Here is a 19220-nt window from a genome sequence, read left to right as displayed (position 1 = left end):
ATTAAGTTCAACATGCTGGTTATTTACTTACTGTAACACTTCCATTATAAGTACTTAATTTGATTAAGTTCTCACCATTTCCAAATACAGCCTCTTTCCGATTAGGCTCGCCGAAAACATTCACCTTACCATTTCCCACCCTTATATCAAAAGTGGCATTCTCAGGTTCTTTGGTCGCTAGAATCTCAATTCTTCCATTATCTGTACCCAAATCAATTGGACGATCCAAGTTATCCGTTATTAAAGAGATGCGACCATTGCTCGTTTGACCCGATATCTCTCCTTCAACATCTTCAAGATTAATCCTGCCGTTGTACAGCCTTGTGGTGAATGAAGCCCCTCTTATATTTTTTGCATCAATTCTACCATTGGCTGATTTAGCCCTTACTGAGGAACCCTTGATGTCACTTAGTTCGATCCTTCCGTTATCAATATCAACAATGAGCTCTTCAGTCTCCATTCTTTCCACATGGACCCTGCCATTATTGTTTTTAATCTGCATGGAGTCATATTCCTTTTCGGGCAAGTAAACTTTTAGTGACAGGGGCGATGTAGGATAGAAATCAAAATGAATGAACTTCTGCTTGTTTTTTAACCGGACAAGAAGTGTATCATGTTTCACATCTGCATCAAATGTAAATTTCTCTCCTTTCCCCACCTCGCCTGAAAGTTCTGCGGTTGCAGTGGAATCCTTTGTTGGAAGGATTTCAATCCTTGAGCTATTTGTGTTAACATCAATATTTGAAAAATTGCCTTGGACAGTTTTTGTTTCAGAGACTTCTGTACCTGTCATTTTAGATTTAACAGTCAGCAAACTGCCTGCAATGCCGACAATCAAAAGGACCAAAGCAATGATTGAAACCTTTTTAATCATGTTTCAATCCCCCTTTTACAAGCCTAGTATTAAACTTCAAATATCGGACAAAGCCATTGATGATACCTCGGGTGGCAAAATACATCCCTATAACTATGAAAAAGCCGATACCGGAAAGTATAAAAGAGAAAAACATATCAAACCATTGAAAAGCCTCTGGAAAAATGATCGCGCTCACCAAGACAAGCAGAGGTGAAACGATAAAAGCCATTCCCGATACCCAACCGCCTACAATCGCTCCAATTAATCCTATGAAAGGGCCAAGAACAAACACAAGGTTGAAAAAACTTAAGCCGATGACTGCCCATACTGCCCGAAAAACATTCCCGGTTGTTTTAGTTGTTTCCACTTTTTCAAGATGGTGATTTACCAGCAGATCCTTGGCAATCTGCTGCGGCGAACCCAGTGAAGCCGAGATTTCCTCCTCTGTCTTTCCTTCTTCCTTACCAAGGATAAAATGCTCTTCGAAATCTTGTAAAATATCTTTGCGCTCCTCTTCAGAAAGCTTTTCTAAAGATGATTCCAAAATTCTCATAAACTGATACTTCGTCATTGCCCAACACCTTCTTTGATCAATTGATTGACACCACTTGTAAACTCCTGCCACTCTTGAAGCAGATTATCCAAACGTTCCCTTCCTTGGAGCGTGAGCTGGTAATACTTTCTTGACGGACCCTCTGTCGACTCCTTTAAGTAGGTAGTAAAATAGCCCTCCTTTGTTAGGCGCCTTAACAGCGGATATACCGATCCTTCAGATATTGCAATCTGATTGGAAATCTTTTGTACAAGTTCATATCCATAGCGGTCTTTTTTGTATAATAATGAAAGGACACAAAGCTCTAAAACACCCTTTTTAAATTGAACATTCATTATGGCCCACCCCATCTATTCATTGCAAACTACTGAATAATATACAGTACCTCGATAAAAAAGCAACCCTTAGCTGCAATCCTAGAATATCACATGGTACTGTTTATTGCAAAGTACTGTATATAATCATTATTTAATAAAAAAATGCATGAGAGCATCTTCTGCTTTCCCATGCATTTTTTTCAATTTATTCGTCCAATCCCATTTCTTCTTTTACAACTTCCGCAATGCGCTGAACATATTTTTCACACGCTTCTTCAGTAGGAGCCTCTACCATCACACGGACAAGCGGCTCTGTTCCGGAAGGTCTAACCAGAATTCTTCCGTTTCCATCCATTTCCCCTTCGACTTCTTCAATGACAGCTTTTACTTTTTCATTGTCTGTCACGTGATGTTTGTCCTTCACTTTGACATTCACAAGCTTTTGCGGGAACTTCTGCATTTCTTTTGCTAATTCGGAAAGCGGCTTATTCGTCAACTTCATAATATTGACGAGCTGAAGACCGGTTAAAAGACCATCACCTGTCGTGTTGTAGTCTAGGAAAATAATATGTCCGGACTGTTCTCCACCCAAATTATAATCATTGTTCTTCATTTCTTCTACGACATAGCGATCTCCCACAGCAGTTGGCACGCTGTGCATCCCATTAGCCTCTATAGCCTTATAGAAGCCCAAATTGCTCATGACGGTAGAAACGACTGTATCTTGTTTCAGGCGCCCTTCTTCTTTCAAGTGTTTCGCACATATGTACATGATTTGGTCTCCGTCTACAATCTCTCCGTTTTCATCGATAGCGATAAGACGGTCGCCATCTCCATCAAAAGCCAAGCCGATATCAGCCTGCTTTTCTTTTAAAAAAGCGGCTAGGGTTTCCGGATGAGTGGATCCCACTCCTTCATTAATATTCAGCCCGTTCGGTGACGCACCCATTGTAGATGTATCGGCATCAAGATCTGCAAATAAATGGGTAGCGAGAGCGGATGTAGCACCGTTCGCACAATCAAGAGCCACGTGAATATCGGTAAATTCCTCATCTACCGTCTGCTTAAGGAATTGCAAATACTTCTGACCGCCTTCAAAATAGTCGTTCACAATCCCAAGTTTTGACCCTGTAGGGCGTGGAAGGTGATCCTCATTTAGATCGAGCAGTTCCTCAATTTGGGCTTCTTCTTCATCCGAAAGCTTAAAACCATCCGGACCAAAAAATTTAATACCGTTATCAGGAACCGGATTATGAGATGCCGAAATCATTACTCCGGCATGGGCTTCCAGAGCTTTTGTCAAATAAGCCACGCCAGGAGTTGAAATGACGCCTAGACGCATGACTTCCGCCCCAATAGAAAGCAAGCCCGCTACAAGCGCCCCTTCCAACATATGTCCGGAAATCCGGGTATCCCTGCCAATCAGAACTTTAGGATGCTCCGCGCTTTTTGTTAAAACATAACCGCCGAAACGGCCTAACTTAAACGCCAGCTCCGGAGTAAGTTCCGCGTTGGCCACTCCCCTTACTCCGTCTGTTCCAAAATATTTACCCATTTCGATTGTATCGCTCCTTCGTTCAACTTTGTTTAAACAGTCATTTAACAGAAATAACCTGATAGAGTTGTCTGCTATGTTTAAACAGTTCCTTTTTCCTTTATCCGTATCTTCGCTGTGTCTGTCGAAAGTTCCCACTTGACGTCTTTTGGCCCTTTCACTTCCAGGTTCACTTCGTGATCTCCAGCCTGAAGGCCCTCCATGTTCATAAATACCTCAAACGCGCCCTCCTGAGCCTTTTTCAACTGATCTTTACTACCTTCCAACTTAATGGATACAGCCCCATCCTTGGGCGTCAAAAACTCAACGTCCAATCCTTCCGCCAAACCCTTGCTATCGATCGGAACTTCGCTCACATTTGTCTCTTCACTTTTTTTACCTTTGTCCGTCACGACCTTTACTTTGACTCTTTCCGGAGTGATTTTATTGACGCCTTCCGGATATATGATCGGCACATCCAATACATTATCCTTGTCAACCTTACTTACATCTACTTCAACTTCAATTTCATCAATTGATTTTAAAATCTCCGTCCATCCGAAAATCATAACCTCATCTAGATCAGGCTCCATTCGCTTGATGACAATACCGTCAGGTGGGGTTCCGACCTGTTTGATTTTGAGTGGAACAGTCTTTCTCGGATTATTTACCGGGACAGTCACAGTTACATATTCAGGCTCAACATACACATCAAGTTTGTTCAATTCACGGTCAAGAACTGTCACTTTTGTGTCTCGCTCGATGGTATCTGTAATCAAACCTTTAGCATCAATGGACGCTTTAACATATGAGATTTTTTCAAGCGTTTCTTTTCCGGCGGTGATTTGGACTTTATTCGGTTCAACCATCGGACGTTCCGCTTCAAATCCTTCTGCCAATATATTGTTATTGAATTCCGGCTCGACATCGAATTCCTTAGTCATCTTTTCTTGAATGGAAATCTCCACATATACAGGCTCGACCTTTACCTTAAGCTTGTCGGAAAAGTTTTTATATAAAATTGGAACACGGTGGTTTCCAATGCTCAAATCAGATAAATCCACATAAACGGTAAAATCTCTTTGCCGCTTTGTCGCTTCCACAAACCTTCTTTGGCCTTCGATTGTTACCTCTACTGTATCGGGCACACCTGTTACAACAAGGTTTTCGGAATCATAGTATTTCTCCAATGGCACATCGGTGATGGTTTCAACCTCATTGTTTTCCATTCCGTTTGGCCTGGATGCTCCGTTTTTGTTCCCCATATCCTGCACTGAGAGAAACATAAGAAATGCAAGCGCCATGGCCACAATTCTTACGAACCAGGGGTTATCCATGAATTTATCCATCCTGTTTCTTCCCCTTTCTTTTCCAAAGTGATGAGGAAGTCTGTTTCGTCCATTCCTTTTCCAGAAGTTCCTTAAATTCTTCAGGAGACAGGTCTCTAAACAGTTCACCATGCTGCGATACGGATACATGTCCTGTTTCTTCAGAAACGATAATCGTCAGGGCATCTGTTACTTCACTGATTCCTACCGCTGCCCGGTGCCTTGTACCGAGTTCCTTCGAAATGAACGGACTCTCAGAAAGAGGAAGATAGCAGGCAGCTGCAGCAATTTGGTTTTTTTGAATAATGACTGCCCCATCATGCAGTGGCGTATTAGGGATGAATATATTGATCAGTAGCTGCGAAGTCAAATTGGAATGAAGCGGAATTCCAGTTTCTATGTAATCGCCCATACCCGTTTCGCGTTCGATTGAAATCAAGGCCCCGATTCTGCGCTTCGCCATATAACTGATGGCATCGGTGATCGCAGTCACCCTTTGCTGCAATTCCTCTTCTTCTTGGATGCCGCCTCTTGTAAAGATACTTCCGCGTCCAAGTTGTTCGAGGGCACGCCTCAGTTCTGGCTGGAATATGATAATAATGCCAAGGAACCCCCAGGTAATAGCATTTTCCAAAATCCAGCTGAGTGTATGCAAGTTAAGGTATTCGCTGACAAACCGGGCAATGATAATGACAAAAATTCCTTTTAAAAGCTGTACCGCTTTTGTGCCGCGTATAATCATAAGCAGCTTATATATAACGTACCAAACGAGGAAAATATCTACTATGCGGGACAAGTAGTCCATAATAGAAAGGTCGGCAAACGGCATAATCTTTCCTCCATCTATTTTTTAAGCGCTGACATCATGTTGAAAACAAACCAATTATAACATAAAAATAAACCAGAGACATTTGCCGATAATATGTCAATGTAGCTTTATTTTGGAAAACGCGAAAAGGGCTGATTTTATAAAAAGCGCATAGCCTTGTGACAAGTACAAGACAAATTTGATGGGAGACCTTTTTAGCCACCACAGCAAACCCGCTGCCTTGAAACAAATCATATGAAGCTGCTCTTAGTAAGTAGATTTACGCGCTGGAAACATATGTCACCTTGACTAACCTGTATTATTGACATACTTACGCCCGCTTAACCTTCTTGCCCATGGTACCTAACCGGCTTAATACCATTTTTTGTCTAATCCCTTTTAAAAAAGACTGCATAAGCAGTCAGTGTTGAAGTTATTTAAATAGTTGGCCCACCTTTTTTCCGCCCTCTTTCACCTTATACCAAATCCATTCAAACATTTCATCAATTTCATCTATATCACCAGTCACGTTCCCAGCAGAAGCCATGTATTGATTCCCGTTAATGATGGTGACATTCCCATCTATTTGGCCTTCTATTCTTATATTCCCATTTTTTACAACGAGGTCTCCTTCGACCACTTCTCCTTCAGGAACAATCACTGTATCATTTTCCACGATTATATTAGGTTTTTTCGTGAACGCAAATTTTTGGTCATCATTCCATCCACTGACAAGACTACCTGCCATTAATAAAAAGAATAATGAAACAGCAATCAGCATAGGATGATGTCTGAACCAACGTTTGACCCCTACAATATTCTTCTCTTTCGGGAGGCGATCCATGACCTGATTTGTAAAGTGAGCGGGAGCTGCAATTCGGGAGACACTTTTCACCAATGCTTCTGTTCTTTTCAGTTCTTGAAAATGTGATTGACAGGCCTCGCAAGTTTGTAAGTGTTCCTTCAATTCACGTTCTTTATCTTGTGTCAGATCTCCGTCCATGTATTCCTGCATATAGAGAACGATCTCTTCTGAACAAGCCTTCAATTTCCTTCTCACCTTTCTCACATATTGTGCAATCTCTTTCGAAGTGCTTCCCTGCCGCGGTGAATTCTTGTTTTCACCGTTCCAAGCGGCATTTCTAACACTTCTGCGATTTCATTCAGCGAAAGATCATCAATGTACCTGAGAATAATGACCGATCTGTATTTATCCGGCAATCGCAAAATTTCGTTTTGCACAATTTCCTGAAGTTCCAAAGTCTCAACTTCTGCATCAGGCGTCTTTCCTGCTGCTGCCAATTGTGAATATAAAGTCAAACCTTCTGTTCCTGCAATTTCAGCATCAAGAAAATAATCAGGTTTTTTCTTTCTTATCCGATCAATGCAAAGATTAGTAGCGATTCTATACAGCCATGTGGAAAACTTGCGGTTCAACTGAAAGCTTTCGATATTGACATATGCCCGGACAAACGCCTCCTGAGCAATATCTTCAGCCTCATGCCGATTTCCAAGCATCCGGTAGCAAAGGGAACAAATTCTATCTCTGTATATTTCTACGATTTCCCCAAATGCTTCCTGATCGCCTTTTAAAACTTGCCTGATTCTTTGATTCACCAACTTATCCATCTCATTTAACCCTCCCGCCAACGCGGTTCTCTTTATATACGTCCCATTTTAAAAAAGGTTTCAAATTTAATTATGTGTCTATCATAACAAATTTTTACAGTCGTTAGTGAAATTGGTTTAATCTGTAGAAAAATGGTTAGACAGTTATTATTAACCACCTTTTGAGGGATAAATAATGGACAGGAAACCCTGTTAAAGAAAATTGAGGAAAGAAGAAAAGAAATGGTTAAATTGGGCTATCCCGGTCATTTGACGATGAGCGCGTCGTACGTTTAAGCGACCAATTAGACCAATTATTGAATAGATATCATATAATCGAGCAGAAAGAGGCAAGCAACAGTTCATAATGGAGCTGCTGCTTGTTTACCGAAGGTTTTTTCACAAAAGCTTTTCACCAAATAATGATCCCATCAACGCGACAGCAACTTCTGCTGTCTTATTTTTTTCATCTAAGATAGGGTTAACTTCCACAAATTCTGCAGAGGTGATGAGCCCCGATTCTGCGAGCATTTCCATCGCCAAATGACTCTCGCGATAGCTGATGCCGCCCAATACTGGTGTCCCTACACCTGGAGCATCATGGGGGTCCAAACCATCCAAATCAAGGGATAAATGCACACCGTCTGTTGTTTCTTTCAAGTAAGCAATTGTCTCTTCCATCACCTTAGTCATTCCCAAGCGATCAATCTCATGCATCGTATAGACTTTGATGGAATGCTTCCTGATCAAATCCCTTTCAGCCTGATCAAGATCGCGCGCCCCAATGATTACAACATTTTCAGGTTTCACCTTCGGATGGAACCCTCCAACATCAGTCAGTTCAGGATGTCCAAAACCAAGGCTTGCGGCAAGCGGCATACCATGAATGTTGCCTGAAGGAGTCGTTTCATCCGTATTTAAATCCCCGTGTGCATCATACCAGATTACTCCCAAATTTTGAAAGTGCCTTGCCACACCTGCAAGCGTTCCGATTGCAATACTGTGATCGCCTCCAAGAACCAGCGGGAATCGGCCGTTTTTTATAATGGAATCTACACAGTCGGCCAAACTTAAAGCCGCCTTTGTGATCGCTTTCAAATTTCTTAAATAAGGTTGATCATTCAAATCATCATTTATCTGATCCACATGAATATCCCCGAGATCTTCAACCTCATATCCTATGTTATCCAAACGTTTAACAGCATCCGCGTATCTCATGGCACTCGGTCCCATATCAACGCCTCTGCGCATCTGTCCCAGATCCATGGGCACGCCAACAATCGAAAATTTCCTTCTCATGGGCTCGCTCCTTCACCAACATAATGCCTATATTCTATCCCGAGAACAACAAATGACTCAACTAGGCAAAAAAGTGAATATATATGCAGAAAGGCGGAGGTGCCTGGCCATCGACGTACTGACTGGAGTGCCTTCGACGAGATAAAGGAAACACGCGAAGCAAAGCGGAGCGATGTTGACTTATCATAGGAGAAGGCGCGAAGTCTGATAGTCGATAGGCACCGTAGCTGGACAATGCAGAAAGGCGGAGGTGCCTGGCCATCGACGTACTGACTGGAGTGCCTTCGACGAGATAAAGGAAACACGCGAAGCAAAGCGGAGCGATGTTGACTTATCATAGGAGAAGGCGCGAAGTCTGATAGTCGATAGGCACCGTAGCTGGACAATGCAGAAAGGCGGAGGTGCCTGGCCATCGACGTACTGACTGGAGTGCCTTCGACGAGATAAAGGAAACACGCGAAGCAAAGCGGAGCGATGTTGACTTATCGTAGGAGAAGGCGCGAAGTCTGATAGTCGATAGGCACCGTAGCTGGACAATACAGAAAAGCGGAAGCGCCTTGTCAGCCCCGACAAGCATAAGACGATTCCCGAGGAGGCAGCTTTTCAGCCACCACAGGGAATTGGCTTATGACCTCGAGGGGCTAGGCGCTGGAGCTGGACAGAAGAAAGGCGGAGGTGCCTGGCCATCGACGTACTAACTGGAGTGCCTTCGACGAGATAAAGGAAACACGCGAAGCAAAGCGGAGCGATGTTGACTTATCATAGGAGAAGGCGCGAAGTCTGATAGTCGATAGGCACCGTAGCTGGACAATGCAGAAAGGCGGAAGCGCCTTGTTAGCCCCGACAAGCATAAGATGATTCCCGAGGAGGCAGCTTTTCAGCCACCACAGGGAATTGGCTTATGACCTCGAGAGGCTAGGCGCTGGATCTGGACAGAAGAATAGCGGAGGACGACGTTTAGTGATGTACTGACTGGAGTGCCTTCATCGAGATAAAGGAAACACGGCGACAGAGGAGGCCGATATTGACTTATCGAAGGAAGTGAAGTCTGCTAATCACTGAGTACTGAAGTTGGACATTAGAAAAACGACGGCTCAAGGGGAACTTTATTTGATTTTTTAGCAATAAAAAAACCTACGCTACGGCATAGGTTTTTAAAAGGATGGAGCCTAGCGGGATCGAACCGCTGACCTCCTGCGTGCAAAGCAGGCGCTCTCCCAGCTGAGCTAAGGCCCCTCGAATATAAAATTGAAAANGCCTTTTTCAAGGACAAGATATATCTTAACATCTCAACCTGAATGTGTCAACAGTTTTTTAATATTTTATTCTCTCTTTTTTAAAGAGTGAGCCATGCAGGATTCGAACCTGCGACCCTCTGATTAAAAGTCAGATGCTCTACCAACTGAGCTAATGGCTCTTGGCTGGGCTAGCTGGATTCGAACCAACGATCACGGAGTCAAAGTCCGATGCCTTACCGCTTGGCTATAGCCCATCGTTTAAAAACATATTTAGTATATTACCCAAAATCTCATTTTATATTCCCAATCTATGTAAATGGTGGTGGGGGACGGATTCGAACCGCCGAACCCGGAGGGAGCGGATTTACAGTCCGCCGCGTTTAGCCACTTCGCTACCCCACCATCAAAAAAGGCAAAATAAAAAATGGTGCCGGCCAGAGGACTTGAACCCCCAACCTACTGATTACAAGTCAGTTGCTCTACCAATTGAGCTAGGCCGGCAAGCCATATTAAAAGTGGTGGAGGATGACGGGTTCGAACCGCCGACCCCCTGCTTGTAAGGCAGGTGCTCTCCCAGCTGAGCTAATCCTCCGAAGTATAGGATGTACAAGTGCATGCGTTGCGACAGGATGTCGAGCTCTTAGCATGCCATCCGCTATTAAAAATAAAATGAGCGCATTTAAAAATCAATGGTGACCCCTACGGGATTCGAACCCGTGTTACCGCCGTGAAAGGGCGGTGTCTTAACCGCTTGACCAAGGGGCCGTTTATTAAGCACAATAAAGAGTATAAATAAATCGGATAAACTTGTCAACACATTTCAAGATTTTTTTTGAGAAAATGTTTTTCTTTGTCACTTTTTATATGTTAAAGTCGATTCTCCCGTGACCCAATAGTGAAATAGCACATTTTTTTATTGGAATCCAAATTATTCTGCACTTGGGACCTTTTACTACATAAAATAATAATCAATATACCTAGGGAGGTGCCTTTTTATGAGCGCAGGTGTAGGTTACGGTGGTGGCTTTGCGTTTGTCGTTGTTTTGTTCATTCTCTTGATTATTGTTGGTGCTGCCTTCACTGGCGGCTGTGGCTGGTGGTAAGCTAAACCAAGTAATTCCCAAGAGAAAATATGCCTGATTAGACAGGGCTCCCAACTATGGGAGCCCCTGACATTTTATAAAGCTTCCAGCCGGGCTTGAACCGGCGACCTCATCCTTACCATGGATGCACTCTACCAACTGAGCTATGGAAGCATGGCTCCGCAGGTAGGATTCGAACCTACGACCGATCGGTTAACAGCCGATAGCTCTACCACTGAGCTACTGCGGAATATTAAAATATGGACAAGCCAACTCTTATTATAATCATTTTGTGAATTAATTCAAGAGCTTTATTAAAAAAATGGATGAGGTAAATATAGCAAGACTGCTCAGTACATGTCAATAATTTTTATGATTTTCTCCGCCCCATCCTCCCTGCGGGCAGTATATACTTCATGCATTCCCTATGACCTGCAACACGCTTGAACAGCGAAAAAAGCGTTTTATACCTTTCTTCCATTGCACGTTTAACAATGTGCTCAATATCTTCGTTTTTTAAATCAAATAAAATCTCGTCCATTTCGCGTTTCAGCAGATAAATGATCTCCTCTTTCTCCTGCTCCGTAATCAGCATCCCATACATGACTACACCTCATCGATGATTTTAGTATTCATAGCTATCCCCAAATCTCCTGGCTTCATACCCATTTCTTTTTAGGGTCTTTTAGTCATATGTATCAAGGGTTCAAGCATAGATTGTACAAGGATGGAGATTGAAGGTGATAAGGTGAACTTTTTTGTAACAGTAAGCGGGAGAAGGATTAAACAAGGATTCCTTATTGTGATTATTTCTTTTTTCACCGCACTTTTTTATTTTTCCCAATCAATGATGCAGTTTCCTGTCTTATCTGCAAAAGATCAGTCAAAAGCGATTTATAAAGGCGAAAAAGGAGTCGCACTTACGTTCAATATTGGTTGGGGAGATGTTCAAGCTGAGCCGATTTTAAATGTACTGGAAGAAAAGGAAGTCCGATCGGCTACTTTCTTTCTATCAGGCGCTTGGGCGGAAAGGCATCCAGAGGTTGTTGAAAAAATAAAAGAGATGGGGTTTGAAATCGGAAGTCTCGGTTATGCATACGAAGATTACACGGAGCTGGAAGATCAGGAGGTTAAGCTGGACATCAACAAATCACTTGAAGTCTTTAAAAAGCTGGACATCAAAGAAGTGGAACTTCTTCGCTCCCCAACAGGACATTTTGATAAACGCACGCTCAAAATAGCCGACGATATGGGATTGACCGTTGTACATTGGAGTCTAAATTCACAGGACTGGAAAAATCCGGGTGTCTCGACAATTGTTAAAAATGTCAGCAAAGCAAAAAAAGGGGATATTATTTTAATGCATGCATCTGATGCAGCAACCCAAACAGCCAAAGCCCTGCCGGAAATACTTGCCGTCATCAAAAACAAGGATGATCTGGTAACTGTTTCCTATATGATTTCCAACGGGAAGGTAAAAACAACCTTAATACCTTAAAAAGCGAACCTTAACGTGGGTTCGCTTTTCTTATCGGTGGGGAATAACCTTTTTCCCCATTATACTCTCTCAGGATTTCACTGGCTTATTTCCGGACATATTCTTTTTCGCTTCAAGCCTGCGGGCCCTATCCTCTTCCGATAAGCGATTATATTTCGGGAGTACCAATAGCTGGTATATATTGCAAGAAATTAGAGGAAAAATTACTAAAAAGAGCCATCCCTCGTCATTCGCCTTCAGAACCGGAAGCCATTCCAAAATAGTTATGACTACCATGAAAAACAAAGCAGAAACAAAGGTAGTTCTTGATGTAGCCTTTGCTTTGAAAAAGGCAGTAACCAAACCAACAATCAAAATGAAGATAGCAAGTCCGATATATGGAAGAATGCTTTCCCCTTTACCTGCAAATGACTGGAAGCGAAGGTAGACCAAATCAAAAAGCACGATGATAATAAGAACGATCTGAACGGCGTTCCATAAAGAAATAGAACGGAAAATCCCAAGACCAAACTGATGGATAAATAAATAGGCGAAAAAACCAACTTGGCTTACAACGCTAAATGTAAACCCTACACCTACAAGCCAAATAAATGTTGAAAAAATGGCTCCTATATTCATTTCTGTAAAATATGGCTGGAATTCACTCCACCGGATCAGAAAACCAAATATGCCGGTAATGATTCCGCCCAAAAAAAGTGTCGAAAAGAAAAAACGCAGCCAATTTCGGATTGTCACTGACCTAATCCTCCAATTATTATTCTTGTCTACCCGATTTTATCAACCTTTTTTCAAAAAAGCCATTGCTCGCGTAAATGTGCATAAATTCTTCACAAAGTCCCATATTAAAAATAACGGAGAAACATTAGGAAAGGAGCATTTTTAATGAAAAAGGGAATCATCCTGCTGCTCCTCGTCTGCTCATTGCTGCTTGCCGCCTGCGGGGGGAAAGATGTAGATGTTGGACAGCCCGACTATGATCAGACGAAAAAAATGATAGTGGATATTTTAAAAACAGATGAAGGAAAAAAAGCTGTCAAAGACATCATGACAGATGAAGACATAAAACAAGAGCTCGTCATGGATCAAGCCGTTGTCAAAAATACAGTAGAGAAAACTCTCACATCTGAAAAAGGCCAGGAATTCTGGAGAAAGTCTCTTGAGGATCCGAAGTTTGCTGAATCCATGGCCAAAAGTATGAAAAAGGAAAATGAACAGCTTCTGAAATCATTAATGAAAGATCCCGAATACCAAGGAATGGTGATGGATATCTTGAAAGACCCCGTCTTTCAAAACGATTTAGCCCAAGCGCTTAAAAGCAAGGAATTCAGAGAGCAAATGCGCGATGTAGTAACGGATACGCTCGAGAGCCCGCTTTATAGAGCCAGATTAGAGGAAATGGCCCAAAAAGCTGCCTCCGAGAAAAAAGGTGGTAAAAGCAGTGGGAACGAAAAGAAACAGACAAATGAAAATAACCCATAATTTATGCATCAAATGCACCTTGGCGTATTTGCGCCCAGATTTTATCGAGCTCCGCTCGATAAATTTCCTCTGAAAATCTGGCATCCGCCGGAGGCTTTAACTTTATTCAGCCGGGGTTGGAACCCCCACTGAATGGAATACCAATATGTTATTCATCTCACCACTTACAGTAGTGGGAGACTTCTGCTGAATGAAGTTAAAAAGCTGGCATTGATCGATATCCAATGCCAGCTTTTTTGTTGGTGGCTTCCTTCCCACTGAAGCTCCTTACTTTTCCAATTCATGAATAACTTTTTCTGCAATTTCTCGATAAATCTGTCCCAGTTTATGTGCTTCATCATAAATGGACGGTGCAAAATCCTCTTCATTCCAATCAGGCTGCTGAAGCGGAAGCTTTCCGAGAAGCTCTGTGCGAAGCTCTTCTGCAAGCTTTTCTCCCCCACCTTGTCCAAAAACGTATTCCTTCTCACCCGTCAACTTGCTTTCAAAATAGGACATATTTTCAATAACACCCAAAATTTCGTGGTTCGTTCGAAGTGCCATCGCTCCGGCACGCGCTGCAACAAATGCTGCAGTTGGATGTGGTGTTGTCACGATGATTTCCTTTGTGCTTGGCAGCATTGTATGGACGTCGAGGGCCACATCTCCCGTTCCTGGAGGAAGATCAAGAAGCAAGTAGTCCAAATCTCCCCAATCCACTTCAGTAAAGAAGTTGTTAAGCATTTTCCCGAGCATCGGACCACGCCAAATCACCGGGGCATTGTCCTCCACAAAGAACGCCATGGAAATAACCTTTACGCCAAACCGATCCACAGGAAGAATCTTTTTTCCTCTGACAACCGGCCGTTCAGTAATTCCCATCATATCCGGAACACTGAATCCGTAAATATCGGCATCAACAAGCCCAACCTTTTTGCCAAGACGCGCCAATGCAACAGCCATATTGACAGAAACGGTTGACTTTCCAACTCCGCCTTTTCCACTGGCAATCGCGATAAATGTCGTTTTGCTGTCAGGAGAAAGCAAGCCTCCTGCCGTCTCATCGGGCATATCTCCAGCTGTGCGGTGTTTCTCCAACTCTTCTTCTGGAAGATCTGTAAATCGGATTCCAACCGTAGCAGCTCCCGCCTCTTTTAGAAGCTGTACGACTTTGGATTGAAGTTGCATCTGTTCCGGTGTTCCGGTCTTAGCCAACGCTATTTTTACACTGACATGCTCCTTCTCCTCTTTGATCTTCACTTCTGTAATCCCATTTGTTTCCTCTAATGTCTTATGTAAAAGCGGATCTTTTAATTCTTTCAGAATATTGAACACCTGTTGTTCAGTAACCAATTTTTGCACCGTCCTTTATCGAATTGCACTTTTGATTCAGTATAACATATTCGTATTGTTTTCTATGAAAAGACGCTCCATGAGGAAAGATTAGAGAATGTAAAAATCCACTATGAAAAAGTGGATTTTGCAACCTTTTAAAAAAACGATTGTGTAATGAACTTCCCCATACACCTTAGTCTTTTAATTTTTCCTTCGTGAAATACCTCATAACCCCTCGATAAATCCCCGCTGCCACTTTTTCTTGGTAACCATCTTCCATTAAAGCGGCTCGCTCCCCTGGATTCGATAAAAAACCAATTTCAACCAGGGCCGCTGGTTTTTTGGAGTGTTTAATCAAATATATATTTTCAATAATCTTTGCTTGACGATCCGTGTTTTCCAGGCTGACAACCAGCTCTTCCTGAATCAATTTGGCCGCCCGCTTATTTTCTACTAAATGTGGGGAATAAAAGGTCTGTGCACCTCTCCATTTTGGAGAAGGGATAGAATTCAAATGGATACTTATAAATAAGTCCGCCTCAGATTCATTGACCAATTTAAGTCTTTTTTTCAAATCAGCCGTTTTCCTTTTACTGAGCCCCTTCATATCTGGATCTGCCAAATCGGCATCGGTTTCCCGTGTCATCAAAACCAGCGCCCCCTGCCCCTGCAGATAATCCCGCAGTTTAAAAGCAACTTCAAGGGCGATGTCTTTCTCAAGCGCTTCGCTGTCGCCAGCCCCTCCATCAGGGCCGCCGTGTCCTGGATCTAGGTATATTACTTTTCCAGTCAGCGGAAGATTCCATGTATCAAACGAATCCCGCGGAATGAATTGATATTGGACAATTAAAAATATGAGCGCCGCACCGATGATGAAAAAAATAGCTTTTGTTTTTTTTCGCATGCGATCTCCCCTCTGCCAAGGCTTCCTCACAAAAGCATATGGGACAAGATCATCATTTAGAACAAAATAAGGACAGGGACATCTCCTTGATATATTCACTCATTTTTATAAACTCGTTTAGGATAAGTCTAGAGGGGATAAATCTTTAATAAAGATAAAGGAAGGTCACTTTTCAGATGATCATAAATCAAGAACGCCTCTTAGGGATGACATCGGAAAAGTTTCGCCTAACAAATGGATACTGTAGAGCTGAGAGATAAGCCCTACCGCACCACCATTCATTCTGACCAAGGGTGGCATTACCAGCACAATCAATGGGTGAAGACATTAAAGAAAAATAGCGTATTCCAAAGCATTTCTCGTAAAGCAACCTGCGCAGACAATGCTTCAATGAAGAATTTCTTTGGGATTTTAAAGCAAGAAATGTATTATGGGGAAGAACTAGTAAGCTATGAAGAATTTATAAAAAGGATTGAGGAATATATCTACTGGTATAACCATGTACGATCAAAAGAAAAATTGGCTGGATTGAGCCCAGTCGAATACAAAACTCAATCCAGCCAATCAGCTGCATAATAAAAACTTTAACTTTTGGGGGTAACCACAGATTTTCCAATCATATTTCATGCGTTTTATTCATTTTAAAAAGCTTTGTTTCAGCTCTTTTATCAAATGCACCCTTGGCGTATTTGCGCCCAGATTTTATCGAGCTTAAGCTCGATAAATTTCCTCTGAAAATCTATGGCATCCGCCGGAGGCTTTAACTTTATTCAGCCGGGGTTTGACCCCCCACTGAATGGAATACCAATATGCTTTCATCTCGCCACTTACAGAAGTGGGAGACTTCTGCTGAATGAAGTTAAACAATCTCTTCTGGAAACAATAAGTTGGAATCCCGGAAATACTTTTCAAACAGTTCATTGGATACCGGCTTACTGAACAGGTATCCTTGTCCCTGAATGCAACCGCCTTTGTTTAGGTGTTCAAGCTGTTCTTTGCTTTCAACTCCTTCAGCAATCACACTAATGTTCAATGTATCTGCAAGTGTCAAAATGGCGTTGACAATCGCTTTGCTTTCGACGTTTTGGTGTATATCCCTTATAAAAGAAGAATCAATTTTCACTGTATCCACAGGCAAATGCTTAATATAGGTGAAAGAATTGTAACCTGTACCGAAATCATCCACTGAAATCTTAACGCCAAAACCCCGGATTTCCTCCAAAATGGCTGCGGCATTTTCAAGGTCGGCAAAGACACTTTCGGTGACCTCAAGCTCCAGCCACTTCGGATCAAGTCCTGTTTCATTTAAAACTTCAATCACTTTGTTCAGTATGCCCGATTGTTCCAACTGTCGGACTGAAACATTCACTGACGCGGTAATCGGCGAGTAACCCATATCTTGCCACTTTTTATTCTGTTTGCAGGCTTCACGAAGCACCCACTCTCCAATTGGGATGATTAAGCCTGTTTCTTCTGCAATCGGGATGAATTTGTTAGGAGGTACCCTGCCCAGGTCCGGATGGTTCCAGCGAACCAGAGCCTCCATGCCAACCAACGTCCCTTTAGAAAAGTCAATCTTCGGTTGGTAATCTAAATAGAATTGTTCCCGCTCTACAGCCTTTCTCAATTCAACTTCTAATAAGATACGCTCCAATGATTTCTCTTCCATGTCGGCATCAAAAAGAGCATAACCGCTCCTTCCTCGTTCTTTCACCACATAGAGGGCCGTGTCCGCCCGCTTTAATAGTTCATCAGCATTTTTTCCATTTTCTGGATAAATAGCAATTCCAATGCTGCATGATAGGAAAATATCCTTCTCGAAAATGTGCACTGGCTCCTCAAAACTCTCTTGAATTCTTTCCACCAGTAATTTTACATCCGCTTCATTTTCAATATTATCAAGAAGGACCGTAAATTCATCCCCGCCAATTCTTGCCACAAAGTCTGTTGATCGAAGTGATTGTTTGATGCGGTGAGCCGCTTCCATGAGTATGTAATCTCCGGCATCGTGGCCCCAGGAATCATTCACATATTTGAAGCGATCCAAATCAATGAACATGACGGCTACTTTCGAAGGCCTTTTTGTTTTAGCAATTGTCTTTTGCAGCTCATTCATAAACAGTCTTCGATTCGGCAGGTCTGTCAATGTATCATGAAAAGCCAAATGGTATATTTTCTGTTCCGATTTTTTTCGTTCAGTTATATCCCTTGTGACGAGCATTACCTTCCTGATATCACCGTTATCGTTCAAGATGACATTCATCTTGGCCTCTACGGAAATGCAGCTTCCAGAACTGGTTTTTAAACGAAATTCAAGCTGGGAAGTGATCTTCTTCTTTCCCCAGAGCTGTTCTATTGTCTCCTTTACTTCTTCCTGGTCTGTTTCGTATATTAGGTCAAAAATGGTTCCTTTTCTTATTTCATCCAAGTCATACCCCAATAACGAACCGTGAGATGGTGACAGATACAAAAGATTTCCCTCCGTATCAACTGTCGAGATCAAGTCAGAGGAATTTTCAGTAATAAGACGGTATCTCTCTTCACTTCTTCTGATCTCTTCTTCCATTTCCTTTCGGGCAGTGATATCATTCCGAATCGCAACATATCGGTGAGGCTTACCTTTTTCATTTAAAAAAGGAACGATGGTCGTATCCACCCAATAAAATGAACCATCTTTTGCCCTATTGCGGATCTCACCTTCCCAGACATGTCCCTTTCCAATGGTCGCCCACATATTCTTGAAGAATTCCTTTGAATGGTAATCGGAATTTAAAATCCGATGGTCCTGCCCGATCAATTCATCGTGGCTGAATTTTGATATTTTGCAAAGCAAGTCGTTGACATAAAGTATTTTTCCCCGTTGGTCAGTGACCGCAACAATTGAAGACTGATCCAATGCATACTTGATATAGGCTAGTTCCTTCAAAACTTGTTCAAAATCCGTCTGATCGGATAGTTCAAAGTCATGAAGATAAAGCCTCGATACCTCTTCAACTGCCGAATCTGATTTACCCATTTTACTTCTCCTCCATAGATGCTAAAGTGACTGAACTCCCAAAAAAGCTCCTTATTTTCTATGTTCTATCATAGCACGATGGGGCAAAAACTGGATACTTCTTCCTAGTCCCTTGGGATCAAAATAAAGTGGTTCCATTCACATTCTCGTCATATAAGAAATAAGTCAGAAGCAACAACTCCTGACCAAGTTATTTCCAATCAAAGTCCTGTTTATCAAATGCGCCTTGGCGTATTTACGCTCAGATTTTATCGAGCTCCGCTCGATAAATTTCCTCTGAAAATCTGTGGCATCCACCGGAGGCTTTAACTTTATTCAACCGAGGTTTGAACCTCCACTGAATGGAATGCCAATATGCATTCATCTCACCACTTACAGAAGTGGGG

21 protein-coding genes and 9 tRNA genes are annotated in these 19220 nt (G+C 42.3%); 5 read left to right on the top strand and 25 right to left on the bottom strand.

The features are described from left to right. Positions 1–19 precede the first annotated feature (19 nt). The 8 genes from D5F11_RS14260 to sigW form a co-directional block, all read right to left on the bottom strand. A complete protein-coding gene (locus D5F11_RS14260) occupies positions 20–874 on the bottom strand; it encodes a DUF4097 family beta strand repeat-containing protein (RefSeq protein ID WP_120117928.1) in 855 nt (284 codons plus the stop codon). Then, positions 867–1427 (bottom strand): HAAS signaling domain-containing protein, encoded by a 561-nt coding sequence (locus tag D5F11_RS14255; RefSeq protein ID WP_120117929.1) that lies wholly within the window; start codon positions 1425–1427, stop codon positions 867–869. The genes D5F11_RS14260 and D5F11_RS14255 overlap by 8 nt, the downstream gene beginning before the upstream one ends. Then, positions 1424–1744 carry a PadR family transcriptional regulator gene (locus tag D5F11_RS14250; protein ID WP_120117930.1) on the bottom strand — a complete coding sequence of 107 codons (321 nt, stop codon included), beginning with the start codon at positions 1742–1744 and terminating at the stop codon, positions 1424–1426. Before D5F11_RS14250 ends, D5F11_RS14255 begins: the two co-directional genes overlap by 4 nt. Before the next feature lie 187 nt (positions 1745–1931). Beyond that, on the bottom strand, positions 1932–3281 hold the full coding sequence (gene glmM / locus D5F11_RS14245) for a phosphoglucosamine mutase (protein ID WP_120117931.1): 1350 nt from the start codon (positions 3279–3281) through the stop codon (positions 1932–1934). An 80-nt stretch (positions 3282–3361) separates the two neighbouring features. Then, positions 3362–4609: a CdaR family protein gene (locus D5F11_RS14240; RefSeq protein ID WP_185830702.1), complete on the bottom strand. Its 1248-nt coding sequence runs from the start codon at positions 4607–4609 to the stop codon at positions 3362–3364. Next, a complete protein-coding gene (gene cdaA / locus D5F11_RS14235) occupies positions 4602–5417 on the bottom strand; it encodes a diadenylate cyclase CdaA (protein WP_120117933.1) in 816 nt (271 codons plus the stop codon). Before cdaA ends, D5F11_RS14240 begins: the two co-directional genes overlap by 8 nt. A 412-nt stretch (positions 5418–5829) precedes the next feature. Continuing rightward, positions 5830–6444, bottom strand: a complete 615-nt coding sequence (locus D5F11_RS14230; RefSeq protein ID WP_120117934.1) for an anti-sigma factor family protein — start codon at positions 6442–6444, stop codon at positions 5830–5832. A gap of 17 nt (positions 6445–6461) precedes the next feature. Beyond that, complete coding sequence (gene sigW, locus D5F11_RS14225; RefSeq protein ID WP_120117935.1) at positions 6462–7025, bottom strand: RNA polymerase sigma factor SigW; 564 nt, start codon at positions 7023–7025, stop codon at positions 6462–6464. 230 nt (positions 7026–7255) lie between these two features. Between sigW and D5F11_RS28140 the strand changes: the two genes are divergently transcribed. Continuing rightward, positions 7256–7372, top strand: a complete 117-nt coding sequence (locus D5F11_RS28140) for a Spo0E family sporulation regulatory protein-aspartic acid phosphatase (RefSeq protein ID WP_120117943.1) — start codon at positions 7256–7258, stop codon at positions 7370–7372. Between the two features lie 31 nt (positions 7373–7403). Here D5F11_RS28140 and rocF read toward each other — a convergent pair whose 3' ends face one another. The 8 genes from rocF to D5F11_RS14180 all read right to left on the bottom strand — a co-directional run bounded on the left by rocF (position 7404) and on the right by D5F11_RS14180 (position 10306). Then, positions 7404–8303 carry an arginase gene (rocF, locus tag D5F11_RS14215; RefSeq protein WP_120117936.1) on the bottom strand — a complete coding sequence of 300 codons (900 nt, stop codon included), beginning with the start codon at positions 8301–8303 and terminating at the stop codon, positions 7404–7406. Positions 8304–9466: 1163 nt separating this feature from the next. Next, positions 9467–9539: transfer RNA gene (locus tag D5F11_RS14210), tRNA-Ala, on the bottom strand. Between the two features lie 108 nt (positions 9540–9647). Continuing rightward, positions 9648–9720 (bottom strand) — tRNA-Lys (locus D5F11_RS14205). A gap of 1 nt (position 9721) precedes the next feature. Next, positions 9722–9795, bottom strand: a tRNA-Gln gene (locus D5F11_RS14200). A 63-nt stretch (positions 9796–9858) separates the two neighbouring features. Further along, positions 9859–9943, bottom strand: a tRNA-Tyr gene (locus D5F11_RS14195). Between the two features lie 23 nt (positions 9944–9966). Continuing rightward, positions 9967–10042, bottom strand: a tRNA-Thr gene (locus D5F11_RS14190). Between the two features lie 15 nt (positions 10043–10057). Then, positions 10058–10133, bottom strand: a tRNA-Val gene (locus D5F11_RS14185). Positions 10134–10231: 98 nt separating this feature from the next. Further along, positions 10232–10306: transfer RNA gene (locus D5F11_RS14180), tRNA-Glu, on the bottom strand. Between the two features lie 230 nt (positions 10307–10536). On the opposite strand from D5F11_RS14180, the gene D5F11_RS14175 reads away from it, so the two are divergent. Beyond that, a complete protein-coding gene (locus D5F11_RS14175; RefSeq protein WP_120118839.1) occupies positions 10537–10644 on the top strand; it encodes a YjcZ family sporulation protein in 108 nt (35 codons plus the stop codon). An 80-nt stretch (positions 10645–10724) separates the two neighbouring features. On the opposite strand, the gene D5F11_RS14170 is transcribed toward D5F11_RS14175, so the two are convergent. The 3 genes from D5F11_RS14170 to D5F11_RS14160 all read right to left on the bottom strand — a co-directional run bounded on the left by D5F11_RS14170 (position 10725) and on the right by D5F11_RS14160 (position 11227). Beyond that, positions 10725–10797 (bottom strand) — tRNA-Thr (locus D5F11_RS14170). 1 nt (position 10798) lies between these two features. Next, positions 10799–10873, bottom strand: a tRNA-Asn gene (locus tag D5F11_RS14165). A 120-nt stretch (positions 10874–10993) separates the two neighbouring features. Then, entirely contained in the window at positions 10994–11227 is a 234-nt protein-coding gene (locus D5F11_RS14160) for a hypothetical protein (protein ID WP_120118838.1), read from the bottom strand. 144 nt (positions 11228–11371) lie between these two features. Here D5F11_RS14160 and D5F11_RS14155 point away from each other — a divergent pair, with 144 nt between their 5' ends. After that, entirely contained in the window at positions 11372–12121 is a 750-nt protein-coding gene (locus tag D5F11_RS14155; RefSeq protein ID WP_120118842.1) for a polysaccharide deacetylase family protein, read from the top strand. Positions 12122–12190: 69 nt separating this feature from the next. Here D5F11_RS14155 and D5F11_RS14150 read toward each other — a convergent pair whose 3' ends face one another. Then, on the bottom strand, positions 12191–12856 hold the full coding sequence (locus D5F11_RS14150; protein ID WP_120118837.1) for a KinB-signaling pathway activation protein: 666 nt from the start codon (positions 12854–12856) through the stop codon (positions 12191–12193). Between the two features lie 147 nt (positions 12857–13003). Between D5F11_RS14150 and gerD the strand changes: the two genes are divergently transcribed. Continuing rightward, on the top strand, positions 13004–13600 hold the full coding sequence (gene gerD / locus D5F11_RS14145; RefSeq protein ID WP_120118836.1) for a spore germination lipoprotein GerD: 597 nt from the start codon (positions 13004–13006) through the stop codon (positions 13598–13600). A gap of 102 nt (positions 13601–13702) precedes the next feature. Here the strand turns inward: gerD and D5F11_RS26520 are convergent, their stop codons facing one another. The 3 genes from D5F11_RS26520 to cwlD form a co-directional block, all read right to left on the bottom strand. After that, positions 13703–13858, bottom strand: a complete 156-nt coding sequence (locus tag D5F11_RS26520) for a hypothetical protein (protein WP_185830701.1) — start codon at positions 13856–13858, stop codon at positions 13703–13705. A 9-nt stretch (positions 13859–13867) separates the two neighbouring features. Beyond that, the gene (locus D5F11_RS14140; protein ID WP_120118835.1) at positions 13868–14932 is read right to left on the bottom strand and encodes an Mrp/NBP35 family ATP-binding protein; all 1065 of its coding nucleotides are present in this window, start codon (positions 14930–14932) and stop codon (positions 13868–13870) included. Positions 14933–15107: 175 nt separating this feature from the next. Beyond that, a complete protein-coding gene (gene cwlD, locus D5F11_RS14135) occupies positions 15108–15818 on the bottom strand; it encodes an N-acetylmuramoyl-L-alanine amidase CwlD (RefSeq protein WP_120118834.1) in 711 nt (236 codons plus the stop codon). A gap of 234 nt (positions 15819–16052) precedes the next feature. On the opposite strand from cwlD, the gene D5F11_RS14130 reads away from it, so the two are divergent. Continuing rightward, positions 16053–16394 (top strand): IS3 family transposase, encoded by a 342-nt coding sequence (locus D5F11_RS14130; protein WP_120118833.1) that lies wholly within the window; start codon positions 16053–16055, stop codon positions 16392–16394. Positions 16395–16677: 283 nt separating this feature from the next. Here D5F11_RS14130 and D5F11_RS14125 read toward each other — a convergent pair whose 3' ends face one another. Continuing rightward, positions 16678–18834 (bottom strand): sensor domain-containing protein, encoded by a 2157-nt coding sequence (locus tag D5F11_RS14125; protein WP_120118832.1) that lies wholly within the window; start codon positions 18832–18834, stop codon positions 16678–16680. Between the two features lie 241 nt (positions 18835–19075). Further along, the gene (locus D5F11_RS27790; RefSeq protein WP_281277090.1) at positions 19076–19198 is read right to left on the bottom strand and encodes a hypothetical protein; all 123 of its coding nucleotides are present in this window, start codon (positions 19196–19198) and stop codon (positions 19076–19078) included. Between the last annotated feature and the right edge of the window lie 22 nt (positions 19199–19220).

Source organism: Siminovitchia terrae (genome assembly GCF_003605405.2).
GTDB classification, from domain to species: Bacteria; Bacillota; Bacilli; order Bacillales; family Bacillaceae_C; genus Siminovitchia; species Siminovitchia terrae.
The sequence above is the reverse complement of the archived record's forward strand: the minus strand, read 5'-3'. Positions and strand labels throughout refer to the sequence as shown.